Annotated in this window: 13 protein-coding genes; all 13 read right to left on the minus strand. The window is 57.1% G+C overall.

The window, feature by feature from the left end; genetic code table 11:
- Nucleotides 1-4 precede the first annotated feature (4 nt).
- Entirely contained in the window at nucleotides 5-1,246 is a 1,242-nt protein-coding gene (locus tag KYE_RS06820) for an O-succinylhomoserine sulfhydrylase (protein ID WP_008171739.1), read from the minus strand.
- A gap of 26 nt (nucleotides 1,247-1,272) precedes the next feature.
- Nucleotides 1,273-2,799 carry an amidophosphoribosyltransferase gene (gene purF / locus KYE_RS06825; protein ID WP_008171740.1) on the minus strand — a complete coding sequence of 509 codons (1,527 nt, stop codon included), beginning with the start codon at nucleotides 2,797-2,799 and terminating at the stop codon, nucleotides 1,273-1,275.
- Between the two features lie 34 nt (nucleotides 2,800-2,833).
- The gene (locus tag KYE_RS06830) at nucleotides 2,834-3,403 is read right to left on the minus strand and encodes a CvpA family protein (protein WP_008171742.1); all 570 of its coding nucleotides are present in this window, start codon (nucleotides 3,401-3,403) and stop codon (nucleotides 2,834-2,836) included.
- Between the two features lie 91 nt (nucleotides 3,404-3,494).
- Nucleotides 3,495-4,166, minus strand: coding sequence for an SPOR domain-containing protein (locus KYE_RS06835; RefSeq protein WP_008171743.1), 672 nt, complete (start codon nucleotides 4,164-4,166; stop codon nucleotides 3,495-3,497).
- Between the two features lie 123 nt (nucleotides 4,167-4,289).
- On the minus strand, nucleotides 4,290-5,612 hold the full coding sequence (gene folC, locus KYE_RS06840) for a bifunctional tetrahydrofolate synthase/dihydrofolate synthase (protein ID WP_008171744.1): 1,323 nt from the start codon (nucleotides 5,610-5,612) through the stop codon (nucleotides 4,290-4,292).
- Nucleotides 5,596-6,522, minus strand: a complete 927-nt coding sequence (gene accD / locus KYE_RS06845; RefSeq protein WP_008171745.1) for an acetyl-CoA carboxylase, carboxyltransferase subunit beta — start codon at nucleotides 6,520-6,522, stop codon at nucleotides 5,596-5,598. Before accD ends, folC begins: the two co-directional genes overlap by 17 nt.
- Nucleotides 6,523-6,568: 46 nt before the next feature.
- Complete coding sequence (trpA, locus tag KYE_RS06850; RefSeq protein ID WP_008171746.1) at nucleotides 6,569-7,381, minus strand: tryptophan synthase subunit alpha; 813 nt, start codon at nucleotides 7,379-7,381, stop codon at nucleotides 6,569-6,571.
- Nucleotides 7,382-7,400: 19 nt separating this feature from the next.
- Nucleotides 7,401-8,609, minus strand: coding sequence for a tryptophan synthase subunit beta (trpB, locus tag KYE_RS06855; protein WP_373274847.1), 1,209 nt, complete (start codon nucleotides 8,607-8,609; stop codon nucleotides 7,401-7,403).
- Entirely contained in the window at nucleotides 8,602-9,231 is a 630-nt protein-coding gene (locus KYE_RS06860) for a phosphoribosylanthranilate isomerase (protein ID WP_008171748.1), read from the minus strand. The genes trpB and KYE_RS06860 overlap by 8 nt, the downstream gene beginning before the upstream one ends.
- On the minus strand, nucleotides 9,228-10,136 hold the full coding sequence (truA, locus tag KYE_RS06865; RefSeq protein ID WP_008171750.1) for a tRNA pseudouridine(38-40) synthase TruA: 909 nt from the start codon (nucleotides 10,134-10,136) through the stop codon (nucleotides 9,228-9,230). Before truA ends, KYE_RS06860 begins: the two co-directional genes overlap by 4 nt.
- Before the next feature lie 107 nt (nucleotides 10,137-10,243).
- Nucleotides 10,244-13,492 carry a FimV/HubP family polar landmark protein gene (locus KYE_RS06870; RefSeq protein WP_008171752.1) on the minus strand — a complete coding sequence of 1,083 codons (3,249 nt, stop codon included), beginning with the start codon at nucleotides 13,490-13,492 and terminating at the stop codon, nucleotides 10,244-10,246.
- Between the two features lie 314 nt (nucleotides 13,493-13,806).
- Nucleotides 13,807-14,922, minus strand: a complete 1,116-nt coding sequence (gene asd, locus KYE_RS06875; RefSeq protein WP_008171753.1) for an aspartate-semialdehyde dehydrogenase — start codon at nucleotides 14,920-14,922, stop codon at nucleotides 13,807-13,809.
- Between the two features lie 131 nt (nucleotides 14,923-15,053).
- Nucleotides 15,054-16,127: a 3-isopropylmalate dehydrogenase gene (gene leuB / locus KYE_RS06880; RefSeq protein ID WP_008171755.1), complete on the minus strand. Its 1,074-nt coding sequence runs from the start codon at nucleotides 16,125-16,127 to the stop codon at nucleotides 15,054-15,056.
- Between the last annotated feature and the right edge of the window lie 56 nt (nucleotides 16,128-16,183).

Here is a 16,183-nt window from a genome sequence, read left to right on the forward strand (position 1 = left end):
ATGCTCAGACGTTATCGGTGCTTTCGTTCCGAAGCGCCTGAAAGCCGCGTTCAAGATCGGTTTTCAGGTCTTCTACGGCTTCGATCCCCACGGAAATCCGTACCAGATTCTCCGTGATCCCGGCCCGCGCCTTATCCTCCGGGGATAGTCGCCCGTGAGTGGTTGTGGCCGGGTGGGTGATCGTGGTCTTGACGTCACCGAGGTTTGCGGTGATGGAGATCATCCGGGTGCCATCGATGAAGCGCCATGCCTCCTCCCGCGCACCCTTGAGCTGGAACGACAGCACACCACCAAATCCGGTCTGCTGCTTTTTCGCCAGCTCATGTTGCGGATGACTCTGGAGCCCGGCATAGAAAACACGTTCAACTGCCGGCTGTTGCTCCAGCCACAGGGCCAACTCTAACGCATTGTCACAGTGGGCGCGCATACGAATTGGTAAGGTTTCCAGGCCCTTCTGAAACACCCAGGCGTTGAAGGGGCTCATGGTGGGGCCGGCAGAACGAAGGAAGCCATAGACCTCTTCCATCATCTTCTCTGATCCGACCACGACGCCTCCCACGCAGCGACCCTGACCATCCAGATATTTGGTCGCCGAGTGAATCACGATGTCTGCGCCCTGCTCCAGCGGGCGCTGGAGCACCGGCGTGCAGAAGCAGTTATCGACTACGAACAGGGCGTCGTTGTCTCTTGCCAGCTGCCCCAGGATCTCCATATCGGCCACTTCGCACAGCGGATTGGACGGCGTTTCAATAAACAGCATCCGGGTTTCGGGACGGATCGAAGCCTGCCACTCTTCCATATCCGTCAGACTGACAAACGTGGTTTCCACCCCGAAACGTGCCATGTATTTCTGGAACAACACGTTGGTGGTGCCGAACACACCCCGGGAGCAGATCACATGATCGCCGCTCTTCAGTAGCGCCATGCAGGTGCTCAGGATCGCAGACATACCGGATGCGGTGGCGACGGCACGTTCACCGCCTTCCATGGCCGCGATCCGACCTTCAAACGCCTGGACCGTAGGGTTGGTAAACCTGGAGTAGATGTTTCCGGGCTCTTCGCCGCCAAATCGCGCCGCCGCCTGGGCCGCGCTGCCATAAACGAAGCTGGACGTGGGGAATATCGCGTCGCTGTGCTCAAGCTGCCCGGTGCGGATCTGCCCTGCCCTCACGGCCAGGGTGTCCACGGACATCCCGTCCAGGTCGGACTCCGGGATCCAGACAGTTTCTTCGCGGCGAAAAGTCATCTACATCTCCTGCCTGAAAGCGGCGTTCAGTCTTCGTCGTTATGCAAGTCGATAATGCCATTGTCCCCGTCAGCACCACCGGCACTTTCGGATCGCTTTTCGTCATTGCGCAAGCCGTCAATGCGGCTCAGATACGCTTCATCGACATCACCGGTCACATAATCGCCAGTGAATACCGAGCACTCCCATCCCTCAATGTCATCGTTCACTTCACTGACGCAGGTTATAAGGTCCTCCAGATCCTGATAGAGCAGCCAGTCGGCACCAATCAGTTCCCGGATTTGCTCTACGGTGCGCCCGTGGGCAATCAGCTCACTGGCGGAGGGCATGTCGATACCATACACGTTCGGGTAGCGAACTGGAGGCGCCGCAGACGCAAAATAGACCTTACGGGCACCGGCATCCCGAGCCATCTGGACGATTTCCTTGCAGGTGGTACCGCGAACGATGGAATCATCCACCAGCATCACGTTTTTGCCACGAAACTCCAGATCGATCGGGTTAAGCTTCTGTCGGACCGATTTCTTGCGCATTTTCTGGCCCGGCATGATGAATGTCCGGCCGATGTAGCGGTTTTTGATAAAGCCTTCACGGAATTTCACCCCCAGACGATGCGCCATCTGCATGGCCGACGTTCGGCTGGTGTCCGGAATCGGCATGACAACGTCGATATCGTGATCCGGTGTCTCGCGGAGCACTTTCTCCGCGAGGGTTTCGCCCATGCGCAGGCGAGCCTTGTAAACGGACACCTTGTCTATGATGGAGTCAGGCCGGGCGAAATACACGTGTTCGAAAATGCACGGGTACAGATGCGGCTGGTCGGCGCACTGGCGGGTGTAGAGGGTACCGTCAGTTTCGATATAGACCGCCTCGCCCGGGGCAATATCGCGCACGAGGGTGTAGCCCGCTGCGTTCAGGGCAACGCTTTCAGAGGCAATCATGTATTCCTTGCGGCCATTCTCATCGGTGCGTTCGCCGTAGCAGGCAGGCCGGATACCATTCGGGTCCCGGAAGCCAACAATGCCATAGCCGGTAATCATGGCAATAACGGCGTAGGCACCCCGGCAGCGTTTATGAACCGCGCTCACCGCAGAGAAGATCTCATCCTTGGTCGGGTCCAGCTTGCCAAGCTTCTGCAATTCATGGGCGAACACGTTCAACAGCACTTCCGAGTCGGAGTTCGTGTTGATGTGGCGCAGATCGGTCCGGAACAGGTCCTTGCTGAGATCATCAGCATTGGTCAGGTTGCCGTTGTGAGCCAGTGTAATGCCATACGGGCTGTTCACATAGAACGGCTGGGCTTCGGCGGAGCTGGAACTGCCAGCAGTCGGATAGCGCACGTGGCCTATACCCACGTTGCCCACCAGACGACGCATATGACGGGTATGGAAAACATCCCGTACCAGGCCATTGTCCTTGCGGAGGAAAAACCGTTCATCCTGAAATGTCACAATGCCCGCCGCGTCCTGGCCCCGGTGCTGAAGTACAGTCAGCGCATCATAGAGCGACTGATTGACGTTGGAAGTACTGACGATGCCGACAATGCCACACATGGATAAGTGTATCTCCGAGTGTTAAAACTGAATGTTAGCGGGACACGGACGCGGGTTCCACGCCTTCCTGCTCTGTAACGGAATCCGGTTCCGGCGCGTTTTCAGGCGCAGGCCCAAGAAAGCGCGCAAATTCATCGCCCAGGGTCCGTCTGGACCAGTCTTCAACCACCGCCAGGCGATCGATAATGATCGAGGTTCGCCACCAGGTATCCTGGGCCAGCGGTGTGTAACGGGTAAATGCAATCGCAACGATCACCACCACCACGCCCCGCAAAAGGCCAAAACCCATTCCAAGCACCCGATCGGTGGCCGACAAGCCGGTAGCTCGAATCAGATGACCGATCATGTTGTTGATGATGGCACCGACGATGAGCGTTCCAAAGAAAAGTATGGCAAAAGCAGCAATCAGCCGGACAAGCGGTGTTTCAACCGTGCTCTCCAGCAGGGACTGCATCTGGGGGTGGAAGGTTCTGGCCAGGATAAACGCGCCCACCCAGGTCACCAGCGAGAGGGCTTCCCGTACAAAACCCCGTTTCAGACTGATGAGGGTGGAAACTGTAATCAGGGCGATAATGACCCAGTCAATCCAGATCAGCGCTTCCATTGAAAACCCGGTGGAGAAAAGGAAGCGCGAATTCTATCAGGAAACCCCGGTTCGCCAAACCGCAAGACACACATAAACCGGACCCCGGGCGTTATTTTTCGCCGGAGGTCACCAGGCTGTTAAGACCAAAGGCATCGTCCAGAGCCCTTTTGGCGGATTCGGCCTCGGTTTTTGACGCAAAGGGCCCGCTGAAGACCCTTGTCAGCGTTGTGTCGCCGCGGACAACCTCCTGAAGATGCGAGCCATAGCCCTTTTCCCGGACCTGATCTCTCAAGCGTCGGGCGTTGTCGGCATTGCCAAAGCTGCCCAACTGCACCACCCAGGCGCCATCCAGCGACCGCTCATACTCTGCAGCTTCTGTGGCAGCATTCTCCGAGGTCTGTTCAGATGTCTGAGCCGGCTCATTGGTGGATTCCTGAGCGTTGCCGCTCTCGGGCTGGGCAGCATCGGACGAATCGGTTACGTCCTGCATCTCATCCTGGCCAGGCGCCTCTTCGAGGATACGATAACCCGGGGAATCCCCTGCTTCTTGCGCGCTTGAGGGTGCTGCCAGGCCGCTATCGCTGGACTCAAGACCGTAAGACGGCGCCGGCGCCAATTCCGATTCGGGCGCTTCCACTTCAGGGAAAGGCGGCTCTTCCGGAATCTTGATGGTTGTGGACGTGCGCTCGGAATGAGGCTCATCAAAAAGCATGGGAACAAAGATAACCGCCAGGGAAACAAGTACCAGCGCCCCGATTATTCTCTGTTTCAGTCCATCCACGTTGCTAGGCTCCCAACTGTTATGACTGCGCCCCGACGGGCACCCATGCGCAGATACTAACTGGCCGGCAAGCGGAACTCAAAGTGTCAGGCACGGCCATGGACAAAGTTTAAGGCGGCCTGCCTAGCTTCCGGCTACCTTGCCAGCGAGCAGAATCTCGCGTGCTTCAGCGACCGTGAAGAAAGAACCGAACACAACCACAAGATCGTTCGGGTCAGCCACGGCCAATGCTGAAACCAAGCCCTCCCGCACGGATTCAAAAGCCGTCGCCTGGATCCCTGAATCGGACAGTCTTGCTTGCAGGTCTTGACCGGACAGGCCTCTTGGTACCTTGAGACCGGCCAGATACCAGGCATCGACCACATCAACCATGGCTCTGCCCACACCTGCCACGTCCTTGTCAGCGAGGGCGCCATAAACACCATGCACCCGTCTGCCCGGGGATTTTAGTTGACTCAGCTGACCAGACAACCAACCGGCAGCATGAGGGTTATGGCCAACATCCAGGAAGATATCCGGTGCGGAACCAACACGCTCGAAACGCCCGGGTACACTCAGACCTGAAAGCACCTGCTCAATGACTGGTACCGGCAGGTTCGGTTCAAGCTCGCGTATGGCAACCACGGCGGCTGCCACGCTTTTGATCGGCAATGGACCGGCGGGCAGACGAATCGCCCGGCCTTTATGGCGAAGCTCTACCGCCGGAGCATCATCGCCTGCTCGCTGCTCAGTCACCAGCTCATAATCACGCCCCAGCAGAGCCAGTTCGACTTTCTGCGCAGTGGCCTGCTGGAGCACCGAACGTGGCGGATCGGAATCGGCATAGACCGAGGGGATGCCCGGCCTAAGGACACCGGCCTTTTCAAACCCGATGACTTCGCGATTGTCGCCAAGGAAGGCAACATGATCGATGTCCACCGATGTCAGGATGGCAAAATCCGCGTCCAGGACATTGACAGCATCCAGCCGCCCACCCAGGCCAACCTCCAGCACCCAGTCGTCGAGGCCCGCATTGGCAAAGGCCACGAAGGCGGCAAGGGTTCCGAATTCAAAATAGGTGAGAGAGACGTTTCCGCGTGATTCTTCAACGGCTTCGAACGCGCTGACAAGCGCGTCGTCGGAGATATCCTCACCATTAAGACGCACACGTTCGTTATAGCGTTGTAGATGGGGCGAGGTGTAGGCGCCAGTCCGGCGGCCAGCCGCGCGCAAAAGCGCCTCAACAGTAGCAACCGCGCTGCCTTTGCCGTTAGTGCCAGCCACAGTGATGATCCGGGCGGACGGCTTTCGTCGGAACAACCGCCGCAGGACCACGAGGACCCGGTCCAGGCCAAGATCAATCTCTGTAGGGTGTATCGCTTCCAGGTAGGTAAGCCACTGATCGACGGTGGCACCAGCCCCCGGCGATGCCGGGGGCTGGTCTGCAGGGTTACTCGGCAGGGGCATCGGTTTCGGGCTTCTCCGAGACTTCAAACTCGATCGGGTCTTCGGTTCCCGGGCGCTCCTGGCCGGTAAACTTGGCCAGCACATGAGCAATGCGTTCGCGCATCTGGTGGCGATGGAGAATCATGTCAATCGCGCCGTGCTCAAGCAGGAACTCACTACGCTGGAAACCTTCCGGCAGTTTTTCACGAACCGTCTGTTCGATAACCCGGGGGCCGGCGAAGCCGATCAATGCGTTTGGCTCTGCAATGTTGAGATCCCCCAGCATGGCCAGACTGGCGGACACGCCACCGAAGACAGGGTCCGTCATCACAGAGATATAGGGAATACCCTCAACTTTCATCCTCTCAAGCACAGCGGCTGTCTTCGACATCTGCATCAATGACAGGATCGCTTCCTGCATGCGGGCGCCGCCGCTGGCTGAGAAGCAGACCAACGGGATACGCTCCTTGAGAGCAACATTTGCGGCCTGGACAAACTTCTCCCCGACCACTTGCCCCATAGAGCCACCAAGGAATCCAAATTCGAACGCGCAGGCAACTAAAGGAACCCCGAGCGTCGTGCCTTTCATTGCTACGAGGGCATCCTTTTCCCCAGTGGCTTTCTGCGCCTGGGACAAACGATCTTTGTACCGCTTACTATCCTTGAACTTCAATCGGTCCCAAGGCTCAAGCTCAGCGGCAACTTCTTCACGACCCTCCGGATCAAGAAAAATTTCGAGGCGCCGACGCGCAGTCACCCTCAGGTGGTGGTTGCATTTGGGGCAAACATCCAGGTTTTTCTCAAGTTCCGGCTTGTAGAGAAAGGCACCGCATTTGGGGCATTTCTTCCACAACCCCTCAGGAACGCCCGTTCTCTGTTTCGACTCCGAGCGAATCTTGCTCGGCATTATCTTGTCCAGCCAGTTACTCATGGTCTCATCCTGTCCTTTGACGCCTGTTTGCCCTCCTCCCCTTCATTCAGGAGGCGAGACTGTCCAGTGCTTCACGCATCGGGTGGAGCAGATCCGTCAATGCCCGCTTGAGCTGGTCGGTATCTGCCTGATTTCTGGCTATTGTATCGACCAGGACGCTGCCAACAATTACACCATCGGATACCCGACCGACCGCCGCGGCAGTTTCCGCATCACGAATACCGAAACCAACACCCACCGGGAGAGCTGTCAGTTCGTGAATATGATTCACCTTGGCAGCTACCTCTTCCACGTTGATGGTGGCCGATCCCGTCACACCCTTGATAGAAACATAGTACACATAACCGGAGGAGTGCTCACTGATTGCCCGGATCCGGTCATCGGTCGTGGTTGGTGAAAGCAGGAAGATGGCGTCGAGATTTCGCTGGGTGAACAGCGGAGCAACCTCGTCGGCCTCTTCCGGTGGCAAGTCAACGGTCAGAATGCCGTCGACGCCAGCATCCTTGGCAGCATCCGCAAAACGCTCGTAGCCCATGGCTTCCATCGGGTTCAGGTAGCCCATCAAAACCACCGGAGTTGCGTCGTCTGACTTCCGGAACTCCTTGACCATGGCAATCACCTGCCTCAGCGAGGTACCGTGCACCAGGGCCCGCTCACAGGCAAGCTGGATTACCGGGCCGTCTGCCATGGGGTCAGAGAACGGCACCCCCAGCTCGATAATATCTGCCCCCGCCTCAACCAGCGTGTGCATCAGATCTACCGTGACATCGGGATGCGGGTCACCGGCAGTAATATAGGGAATAAGTGCCTTACGACCTTGTCCTTTCAGGGCCTTGAGGACCCCTTCAATTCGGCTCATGCCTGCTCCTGTTAATTCTTCAGATCTCGATGCCTTCAAGCTTGGCAACCGTGTTAATGTCCTTGTCGCCACGCCCGGAAACGTTAATGACAACGGTCTGGTCTTTGTCCATGGTCGCCGCCAGTTTGATGGCATAAGCGACAGCGTGAGCCGTTTCCAGCGCGGGCATAATGCCCTCGACGCGGGTCAATTTCCGGAACCCTTCCATCGCTTCGTCATCGGTAACGGACACATAATTGGCACGGCCAATGTCCTTCAACCAGCTGTGCTCTGGACCCACCCCTGGATAGTCCAGGCCGGCACTCACCGAATGCGTACCTGCGATCTGGCCATTTTCGTCCTCCATCAGGTAGGTGCGGTTACCGTGAAGCACGCCAGGACGACCGGCACAGAGTGGTGCCGCGTGTTTGCCAGTATCAATGCCCAGGCCGCCAGCCTCGACACCGTAAAGCTGTACCGATTCGTCAGAAAGGAACGGATAGAACATGCCAATGGCGTTGGAACCACCACCCACACAAGCGACCAGGGCATCCGGCAACTTGCCGGTTTTCTCCAGCGCCTGACGACGGGTTTCCCGACCGATTACCGACTGGAAATCCCGGACCAGCAGCGGATATGGATGCGGCCCCGCAACGGTACCAATGATATAGAAAGTGTCGTCCACGTGAGCCACCCAGTCACGCATCGCATCGTTCATGGCATCCTTTAGGGTTTTGGTGCCACCCTGAACGGCATGTACCGTCGCGCCCAGAAGCTTCATCCGGAACACGTTCAGAGACTGTCGCTGGACATCCTCCGCGCCCATGAACACATGGCATTCAAGACCCAGACGCGCGCAAACAGTGGCAGTGGCAACACCGTGCTGACCCGCACCGGTTTCGGCAATGATCCGCTTTTTACCGAGGAAACTGGCAAGCAGCGCCTGGCCGATCGTGTTGTTCACCTTATGGGCACCGGTGTGACAAAGATCTTCACGCTTGAGCCAGATCTGGGCGCCGCCGGTTTCACGGCTGAGACGCTCGGCGAAATACAGCGGGGTTGGCCGGCCAACATAATCCGCCAGTTCCTTGTCGAACCGCGCCTGGAATTCCGGATCCTTCTTCAGGCGGGCGTATTCTTTCTCGAGCGTCATCAGGGAATCCATCAGAGTCTCGGAAACAAATCGCCCACCAAAGGCGCCGAAGTGACCCCGCGCGTCCGGCAGTGCGCTCAGCATTTCTTCAGTCAGTTTTACAGACACGGTGAACCTCTTTAATAAAATGAGAAATTTTCTGGATATCCTTGATGCCTTTGTCCTGTTCAACACCGCCACTGACATCTACAGCCCAGGGTTTCACCTGTTTCACAGCGGCAAATACGTTATCAGATGACAAACCCCCGGCCAATATGATCGGAAGCGGCCGGTAGTCAGGGATCAGATCCCAGTTAAACGATTTTCCTGTGCCTCCATACCGGTCTGGATCCCAGGCGTCGACCAGCAGGCCGGAAGCATTGTGAAACTCCTCGAAGGCAGCTTCAATCTGCCCCGCCTCTCGGACCCTGATGGCCTTGATCCAGCGTCGACCAAAACTGGCACAGAAATCCGCCGATTCGTCGCCATGAAACTGCAGCAAATCCAGTGGCACCCGCTCGAGAACCGCCTCGACTTCCTGCCTGGATGGATTAACAAATAATCCGACCACCGACATGAACGCCGGAACACGCTTTACCAACTCGGCGGCCTGATCCAATGACACTGACCGGGGACTCGGCTCATAAAAAACCAGGCCCAGGGCGTCGGCGCCGAATTGAACAGCCCCGTCGATATCCTCGGGGCGGGTAAGGCCGCAAATTTTGACCCTTGCGCTCATTGGCTCGGAACCCGCTGTTTGACATGGATGTGTGTTGGGGTGAACGGACTGTTTTCTTCCCGAGTGAACCAGGGCCGCAGAAAGCCCGGGCCGCACTCGACAGCGGGAATCCCTAATTCGTCCGGGTACCCCACATCGACCAGATACAGACCATGGGGAGGCGCTGTTACACCTGCAGCTGTCCGATCTCTGGCGACCAGTATCTCATGAATCCACTCCGGTCGCTGCTTTCCCGAACCAACCGCCATCAGGGCACCGGCGATATTCCGGACCATGTGGTGCAAAAACGCGTTGGCCTGCACGTCTATTACGACAAAATCCCGTTTCCGGGTTACCGAAATACGTTCCAGAAACCGAATCGGTGTTCGAGACTGGCATCCGGCCGCACGGAAAGAGGAAAAGTCATGCTCTCCCGCCAATGCCTGGGCGGCCCTGTGCATACGATCTGCGTCCAGTGGGCGGAAGGTCCAGCTTACCTGGCCCCGCTGTATACCCGGACGCACTGGATGGTTGTAGATGATGTAACGGTAACGCCGATAGGTCGCGGAAAATCGAGCGTGGAAATCACCGACTCCGTTTCCGGCCCAGTGCACGGAAATGTCATCGGGCAGCGCCGTGTTTATACCCATAACCCAGGAGCGCAGGTTACGGACAGACGGAGTGTCAAAATGAGCAATTTGATAGCTGGCGTGTACGCCGGCATCGGTACGGCCCGCACACACCAGATCAACTGGATGGTTCGCAACCTTTGCCACCGCTGCCGTCAGTTCCGCTTCTACAGATCGGACACCGGATTTCTGGAGCTGCCAGCCATGAAACCCACGCCCATCATATTCGAAGGCAAGTGCGACGCGGCCCGCGCCTACGGCGTTATCGGTGGAGAGCTGCTGAGTCTCGAGAAACAAGTGCGAATCCGAAGAGAATGGTTCTATAAAAACAAAGCGCCGACCTTATTGCCGGGAAGATACCCGGCGGCCGGCGCTTGCTACCTGTCAGACCCGATTATAACGGATCAGGACAGATTTTTAAGGAGGTCTTGCGCCTCTGCTTTCTGGTCTTCGTTTCCTTCAAGGGAGACTTCTTCCAGGATGTCGCGAGCTCCGTCGGCATCACCCATCTCGATGTAGGCCCGCGCGAGATCCAGTTTGGTAGCGGCCTCATCGGTTCCGGCCAAGAAGTCGAAATCGTCCTCGTCACCGAGTTCGCTTTCATCAATGTCCGCAACCTGCGATTTGCGCGACTCATCGGAAACCTCATCAGACGCAACCGGGAGATCAAGATCACTTTCAGGTGTCTCCGAGTCTTCGAGCTCATCAGTTACACCCAGTTGCTCGAGATCCTCGGCATCTTCAACCGTCTGTTCAGGATCCGCTTCCTCTGCATCGCCCTCACCGAGTGTGTCCTCAAGACCAAGCTCTTCATCAAGTGACGCCTCTTCGCTCTCCTCGGGGTTGGCTGAATCGGCAGAATCGGAAAACTCTTCCATCAGGGCCAGGTCTTCATCGGACACGTCCAGTTCCAGGTCGTCCAGCGAAGATTCTTCCATCTCACTGCCACCAAGCTCGTCTTCTTCACCGGCTACCTTGTCCAGTTCAGCATCGAGCTCGTCCAGGAATGACTCGTCCAACGAATCAATATCAGATTCGCCGTCAGTGTCAGCAACCTGCTCAGTGCCCTCCTCGGATGCTGTTTCCGGTTTCCCTGCTGGCTGCTCCTCCGCCAGGTCTCCTTCTTCCAGATCACCCTCTTCCAGATCAAGGCTCAGGTCGTCATCAGAATCGTCGAGCTCCTGCTCTGCGCCGGATGGCTTGTCAGAGTCCTCTTCGAATTCCGAAGACAGATCCCAGTCTGTGGACTCCTCAAGCTCGGAGGTGTCTTCGGTCAAAGGCTTTTCTTCGTCCGATTCCAGCTCCAGGCCCGACAGATCGTATTCGATCATATCGTCACGGCTTTCTTCTTTGCCCTCGCCGGATGCGTCCTCCTTGCTGGCCTCGGATTCGTCAAGCTCATCAAGCTCGAAATCAGACAGGTCAGTCTCTGAAAGGTCCGAATCAAAGTCGCCAAACTCGTTCTCGGCCGGCTCTTCTTTCTCAGCATCGAACTGATCGGCGAGAAGTTCTTCAGATTCAGGCTTGTCCTGCTTCTCAATGGACTCATCACCGGTTTCGTCAGAATCATAGGACGTAGCGAACGAATCGGAACGCAACTGAGATTCAAGGTCATCGATGCTGGGCATCGACTCCGCCTCTTCCAGCCGTGCGCGCAGCTCGTTCGCGGTGGTCAGCGCTTCTTCATCGTCCAGAGCCTCGACCTCTCCGAATTGTTTTTCGAAAGAGTCGCGATCCTGGGTATCTGCGTAGACACCCAGCAGCTTCAGGCGCAGATCGGTGCGACTGGGCTCACGGGAAATTGCGGTTTCCAGAGCTTGGGCAGCCCGATCATGCTGGCCATAGGCAATGTAAGAGTCAGCCTCGGCCAGGGCGTCGCCCGCCGCAGATTGCTGATCCTCTTCATCCAGGCTCAGATCGAAGGAATCCGTTTCTTCGTCGGTTTCATTGTTCAGCTGTTCGTAAAACGCCTTTTCCCGGTTTGCATTGCGGCGGGCAAGCAGCAGGAGAAGCAACAGCAGAACGATCAGACCGCCACCAAGGGCAATCTGATACATCGGATTACCAGTTATGGCATCAATAACGTTTCCGGGGAAACCTTTATCGGCAGCCGGAGCCTGTTGAGCAGGCTTGGGCGCAGGCTCTGCAGATTGCTCTGTTTGTGTCGGGGCTGGCTCCGCCGCCTCAGTTGCTTCAACCGCGTCATCGGTAGCCGCAACCGCCGGCTCATCCGCTCCAGACATTTCCGCCTGTTCTGATGCATCACCGGCATCGGCACCCATCTGATCATCGGTTGCCTGATCGGAACCGGCCATTTCGTCAGTTTCATCGACCATAGCCTCGGACTCGGCCATGTCGCCTGATTCACCCGCAGCTTCCGCATCCCCAGCTTCACCGTCCATCATGTCCGAATCGACGGGTGCCGTATCACCTTCAACGGCCTCGTCCATGGCGACAGATTCCGCTGCTCCGTCATCGGCAGCCGGACTTTCAACGGGTGCGGTCTGCTCTCCCGTTTCATCACCAGCAGTCTGCTGCATTTCAGCAAGCTGGGTATTCTTGAGCTCAAGCAGGCGCTGCAGAGTCTGCACCTGGTCCTGCAGGTCCTCAACACGACTGTTCAGCTCATCGTTCTCCCGGCGAGCGCTTTCGAGCTCTTCCATCGCGACCGCTGTGCCGGCATCAACGCCGCCCGGCAGTTCGCTGTCACCGCCCGCGGAGCCACTTTCGCTGCCCTCACTGCCGGCGTCCTCGGACACCACGAGTTTGAGTTCATCACCTCCGGCGCCAGCCTGCTGTTGGGGCGCGGACGCTGCCTGCTGCTCGGCGGTTGCATCGACTGTGCGCTGGGGAGTCTGGAATTCCTGATTCTGCTGGGCAACCACGCGAGTAGCTTCAGCGCGAGTTCGACTCTGGATCTGGTCCAAAGACGGGACACGCAGCACTTCACCGCGCTTCAGTCGATTGATGTTATTGCCAATGAATGCGTTCGGGTTCAGGTCCTGGATTGCTAGCATGACCTGCTGCATAGAGACACTGTTGTCTGGACGCACTTGAGACGCGATGGTCCACAATGTGTCTGAAGCTCCGGTGGGCCCGAATGTATCAGCCTGATATCCGGAACCCAGCGACCGCTCGGCCTGAGCCTGGCGACGAACTGATTCGGCACTGCGAGTGGTCGTCGGTTGGCTGGTTGTCTGGGACGTGGAGACTGTTGGAGTGCTGACCTGTTCCTGCACGCCGGACTCTTCCGCGTATACAGGTGGATCCACCAGAACGGCGTATTCCCGCATTAACCGGCCGTTTGGCCAGGTCAACTCAAGCAGGAAGTTGAGGTACGGTTCCCTCAGAGGTTCACGGGAGGACACATTGACAATGAGACTGCCATCATTGCCGGTGACCACCTGGAACCTGAGCTTACTGAGAAACTGGTTGCGATCCAGCCCCACCCGCTCATATGCCTGTTCCGAGGCAATATTGACGAACACGTCCGCTGGATTGACGCCACGGCTTTGGGGCAGAACAATCTCTGCGTCCAGTGGCTCGTTCAGATAGGACTGAAGTTCTATTTCACCCAGCCCCAGGGCCTGTGCGACGCCGGATCCGAGCCCTCCCGCCAGAGCCAGGGCAACCGCAAGCTTGCGTACCTTCATGCTTTTTCCTTTCCAGTCTCCGTTATTCGTTACTGCTCTTTTTCAAACAGAATCGGACGAGGTTGGATGACTTTCGTCTTGATAATTCTCGTTATTATGTGTTCTTTTTAATTTTCAGTCCGGCAAGTATTGTTGATAAAACCTCTTTTATCAATCAATCAGCCGCAATCCTTGTACCATTTTTTTATCAATCACGCGGAACTACCTAGCGCTCTTGAAAATAACAGGGGCGGAGGCTGAAATCAGCCTCCGCCCCCTCACCGGTTTATCGAAACCGGACACAGTTGGCATTTATTGCCTCTGTGTAACAATTTTTAACGCTCCTGAAGGATCCGGAGCATACGGCGCAGCGGCTCAGCAGCCCCCCACAGGAGCTGATCACCCACCGTAAACGCGGAAATGTATTCCGGCCCCATGGTCAGCTTGCGGATACGGCCGATAGGAACGCTCAAGGTACCGGTCACCTTCGCTGGAGTAAGTTCCTCAATGGTCGCATCACGGTCATTGGGAATCACTTTCACCCAGTCATTCGCTTTCGCAAGGATCGACTCGATTTCAGAAACCGGGAGATCCTTCTTCAGCTTGATTGTCAGCGCCTGACTGTGGGAGCGCATTGCGCCAATCCGCACACAGATGCCGTCGATGGGAATCGGGTTATCGGAGCGCCCGAGAATTTTGTTGGTCTCGACCCCCGCCTTCCACTCTTCCTTGCTCATGCCGTTGTCGAGCTGCTTGTCGATGAACGGGATAAGACTGCCGGCCAGGGGCACCTGGAAGTGCTCGGTCGGGAAGCCGTCCGAACGCATGGTTTCGGTTACCTTGCGGTCAATCTCCAGAATCGCGGAGGAAGGATCATCCAGCTCGGACTGGACGCTTTTGTTGAGCTCGCCCATCTGGTTCAACAGCTCGCGCATGTTCTGAGCGCCAGAACCGGAAGCCGCCTGATAAGTCATGGGCGACACCCACTCGATCAGATCCTGTTCAAGCAGGCCACCCAAAGCCAGCATCATAAGGCTCACGGTGCAGTTACCACCGATGTAGTCCTTGACGCCTTTCTCAAGCGCAGCATCAATCACGTTTCGGTTGACCGGATCCAGAACAATCACAGAGTGGTCGACCATCCGCAGGGTGGAGGCTGCATCAATCCAGTAACCTTCCCAGCCCGCGTCACGGAGCTTCTGATAAACCGCGCCGGTGTAGTCGCCACCCTGACAGGTCACGATGACATCCATGGTTTTCAGAATCTCGACGTCAAACGCGTCCTGCAGAGGAGGAACGTCGTCTTTTCCCACGTCCGGCGCAGGCTTGCCAGCCTGGGATGTGGTGAAAAACACCGGTTCGATATCGGCGAAATCGTTTTCTTCACGCATGCGTTGCATGAGGACCGAGCCCACCATGCCACGCCAACCTACAAGTCCAACTCGCTTCATGTGCGATCTTCAGACCTCGTTTTATGCCCGCCCCATGCCTTTATCGCTGGCAGGGACAGGATGGGTGATCCCGCGGCAACTGCATCGCGTTGCCGTCGGGTCTCAAATACGCCTGTCAGGGCCTGGCCTCTTTACAGTGCAGCCAGAACCGCCTCCCCCATTTCCCGGGTGGACACTTTCTTTGCGCCCTCAGACATGATGTCCGCTGTTCGCAGACCCTGATCCAGGACCTTGCTGACCGCCGCTTCAATGGCTTCAGCAGCTTTTTCCTCATTCAGGCTGTACCGCAGCATCATGGCAGCACTGAGGATGGTGGCCAGCGGATTGGCAATGCCCTGCCCGGCAATATCCGGCGCAGACCCGTGGCAGGGCTCATACATGCCCTGCTTTTCGGAGTTCAGCGACGCCGATGGCAACATGCCGATCGAGCCGGTGAGCATAGCCGCTTCGTCCGAAAGAATATCACCAAACATGTTGCCAGTCACAATCACGTCAAACTGCTTGGGGGCACGGACCAGCTGCATGGCGGCATTGTCCACGTACATATGAGACAGCTCCACGTCCGGATATTCCCGGCGGAGATCGTTCATGATTTCCCGCCATAGAACAGTCACTTCCAGCACGTTGGCTTTGTCCACGGAGCACAGCTTTTTGCCCCGCTGCTGCGCGGCCTCAAAAGCCACCCGCCCGATACGACGAATTTCCGATTCTGTGTAGGCGTAGGTGTTGTAACCCTGGCGCTCTCCGCTCTCAAGTTCGCGCACACCGCGCGGCTGACCAAAATAGATGCCGCCAGTCAGTTCACGGACAATCATGATATCCAGCCCGGAAACAACTTCCGGCTTCAGAGAAGAGGCGGACGCCAGTTGCGGATAAAGAATTGCCGGGCGCAGGTTTGCAAACAGGTCCAGGTTAGAGCGCAACCCCAGCAACCCCTTCTCCGGGCGCTTGGCCATCGGCAGACTGTCCCACTGAGGACCGCCCACGGCACCCAGAAGGATCGCGTCGGCTCTGGTGGCCTTTTCGAGGGTTTCATCCGGCAGCGGTGTGTCGGTTTCATCAATCGCCGCACCGCCCACGAGGCCGGACTCGAAATTCAGGCCGAGACTGAACTGATCATTGATCTTGTTGAGCACTTTTTCCGCTTCAGCGACAATTTCCGGACCGATACCGTCGCCGGGAAGCATCAGGATAGTTCTGGGCATGTTTTTTCCTTGTTCCATTCCTTCAGGTCGAATTAGAGCCAGCGTAATCGGACTGC

It is taken from the genome of Marinobacter manganoxydans MnI7-9 (assembly GCF_000235625.1).
In the GTDB taxonomy this organism is placed as follows: Bacteria; Pseudomonadota; Gammaproteobacteria; order Pseudomonadales; family Oleiphilaceae; genus Marinobacter; species Marinobacter manganoxydans.

Excerpts from the sequence above, each read along its gene's own strand:
- KYE_RS06820 (WP_008171739.1), bottom strand. The coding sequence starts at position 1,246 with ATGACTTTTCGCCGCGAAGAAACTGTCTGGATCCCGGAGTCCGACCTG.
- purF (WP_008171740.1), bottom strand. The coding sequence starts at position 2,799 with ATGTGTGGCATTGTCGGCATCGTCAGTACTTCCAACGTCAATCAGTCG.
- KYE_RS06830 (WP_008171742.1), bottom strand. The coding sequence starts at position 3,403 with ATGGAAGCGCTGATCTGGATTGACTGGGTCATTATCGCCCTGATTACA.
- folC (WP_008171744.1), bottom strand. The coding sequence starts at position 5,612 with ATGCCCCTGCCGAGTAACCCTGCAGACCAGCCCCCGGCATCGCCGGGG.
- accD (WP_008171745.1), bottom strand. The coding sequence starts at position 6,522 with ATGAGTAACTGGCTGGACAAGATAATGCCGAGCAAGATTCGCTCGGAG.
- trpA (WP_008171746.1), bottom strand. The coding sequence starts at position 7,381 with ATGAGCCGAATTGAAGGGGTCCTCAAGGCCCTGAAAGGACAAGGTCGT.
- KYE_RS06860 (WP_008171748.1), bottom strand. The coding sequence starts at position 9,231 with ATGAGCGCAAGGGTCAAAATTTGCGGCCTTACCCGCCCCGAGGATATC.
- KYE_RS06870 (WP_008171752.1), bottom strand. The coding sequence starts at position 13,492 with ATGAAGGTACGCAAGCTTGCGGTTGCCCTGGCTCTGGCGGGAGGGCTC.
- asd (WP_008171753.1), bottom strand. The coding sequence starts at position 14,922 with ATGAAGCGAGTTGGACTTGTAGGTTGGCGTGGCATGGTGGGCTCGGTC.
- leuB (WP_008171755.1), bottom strand. The coding sequence starts at position 16,127 with ATGCCCAGAACTATCCTGATGCTTCCCGGCGACGGTATCGGTCCGGAA.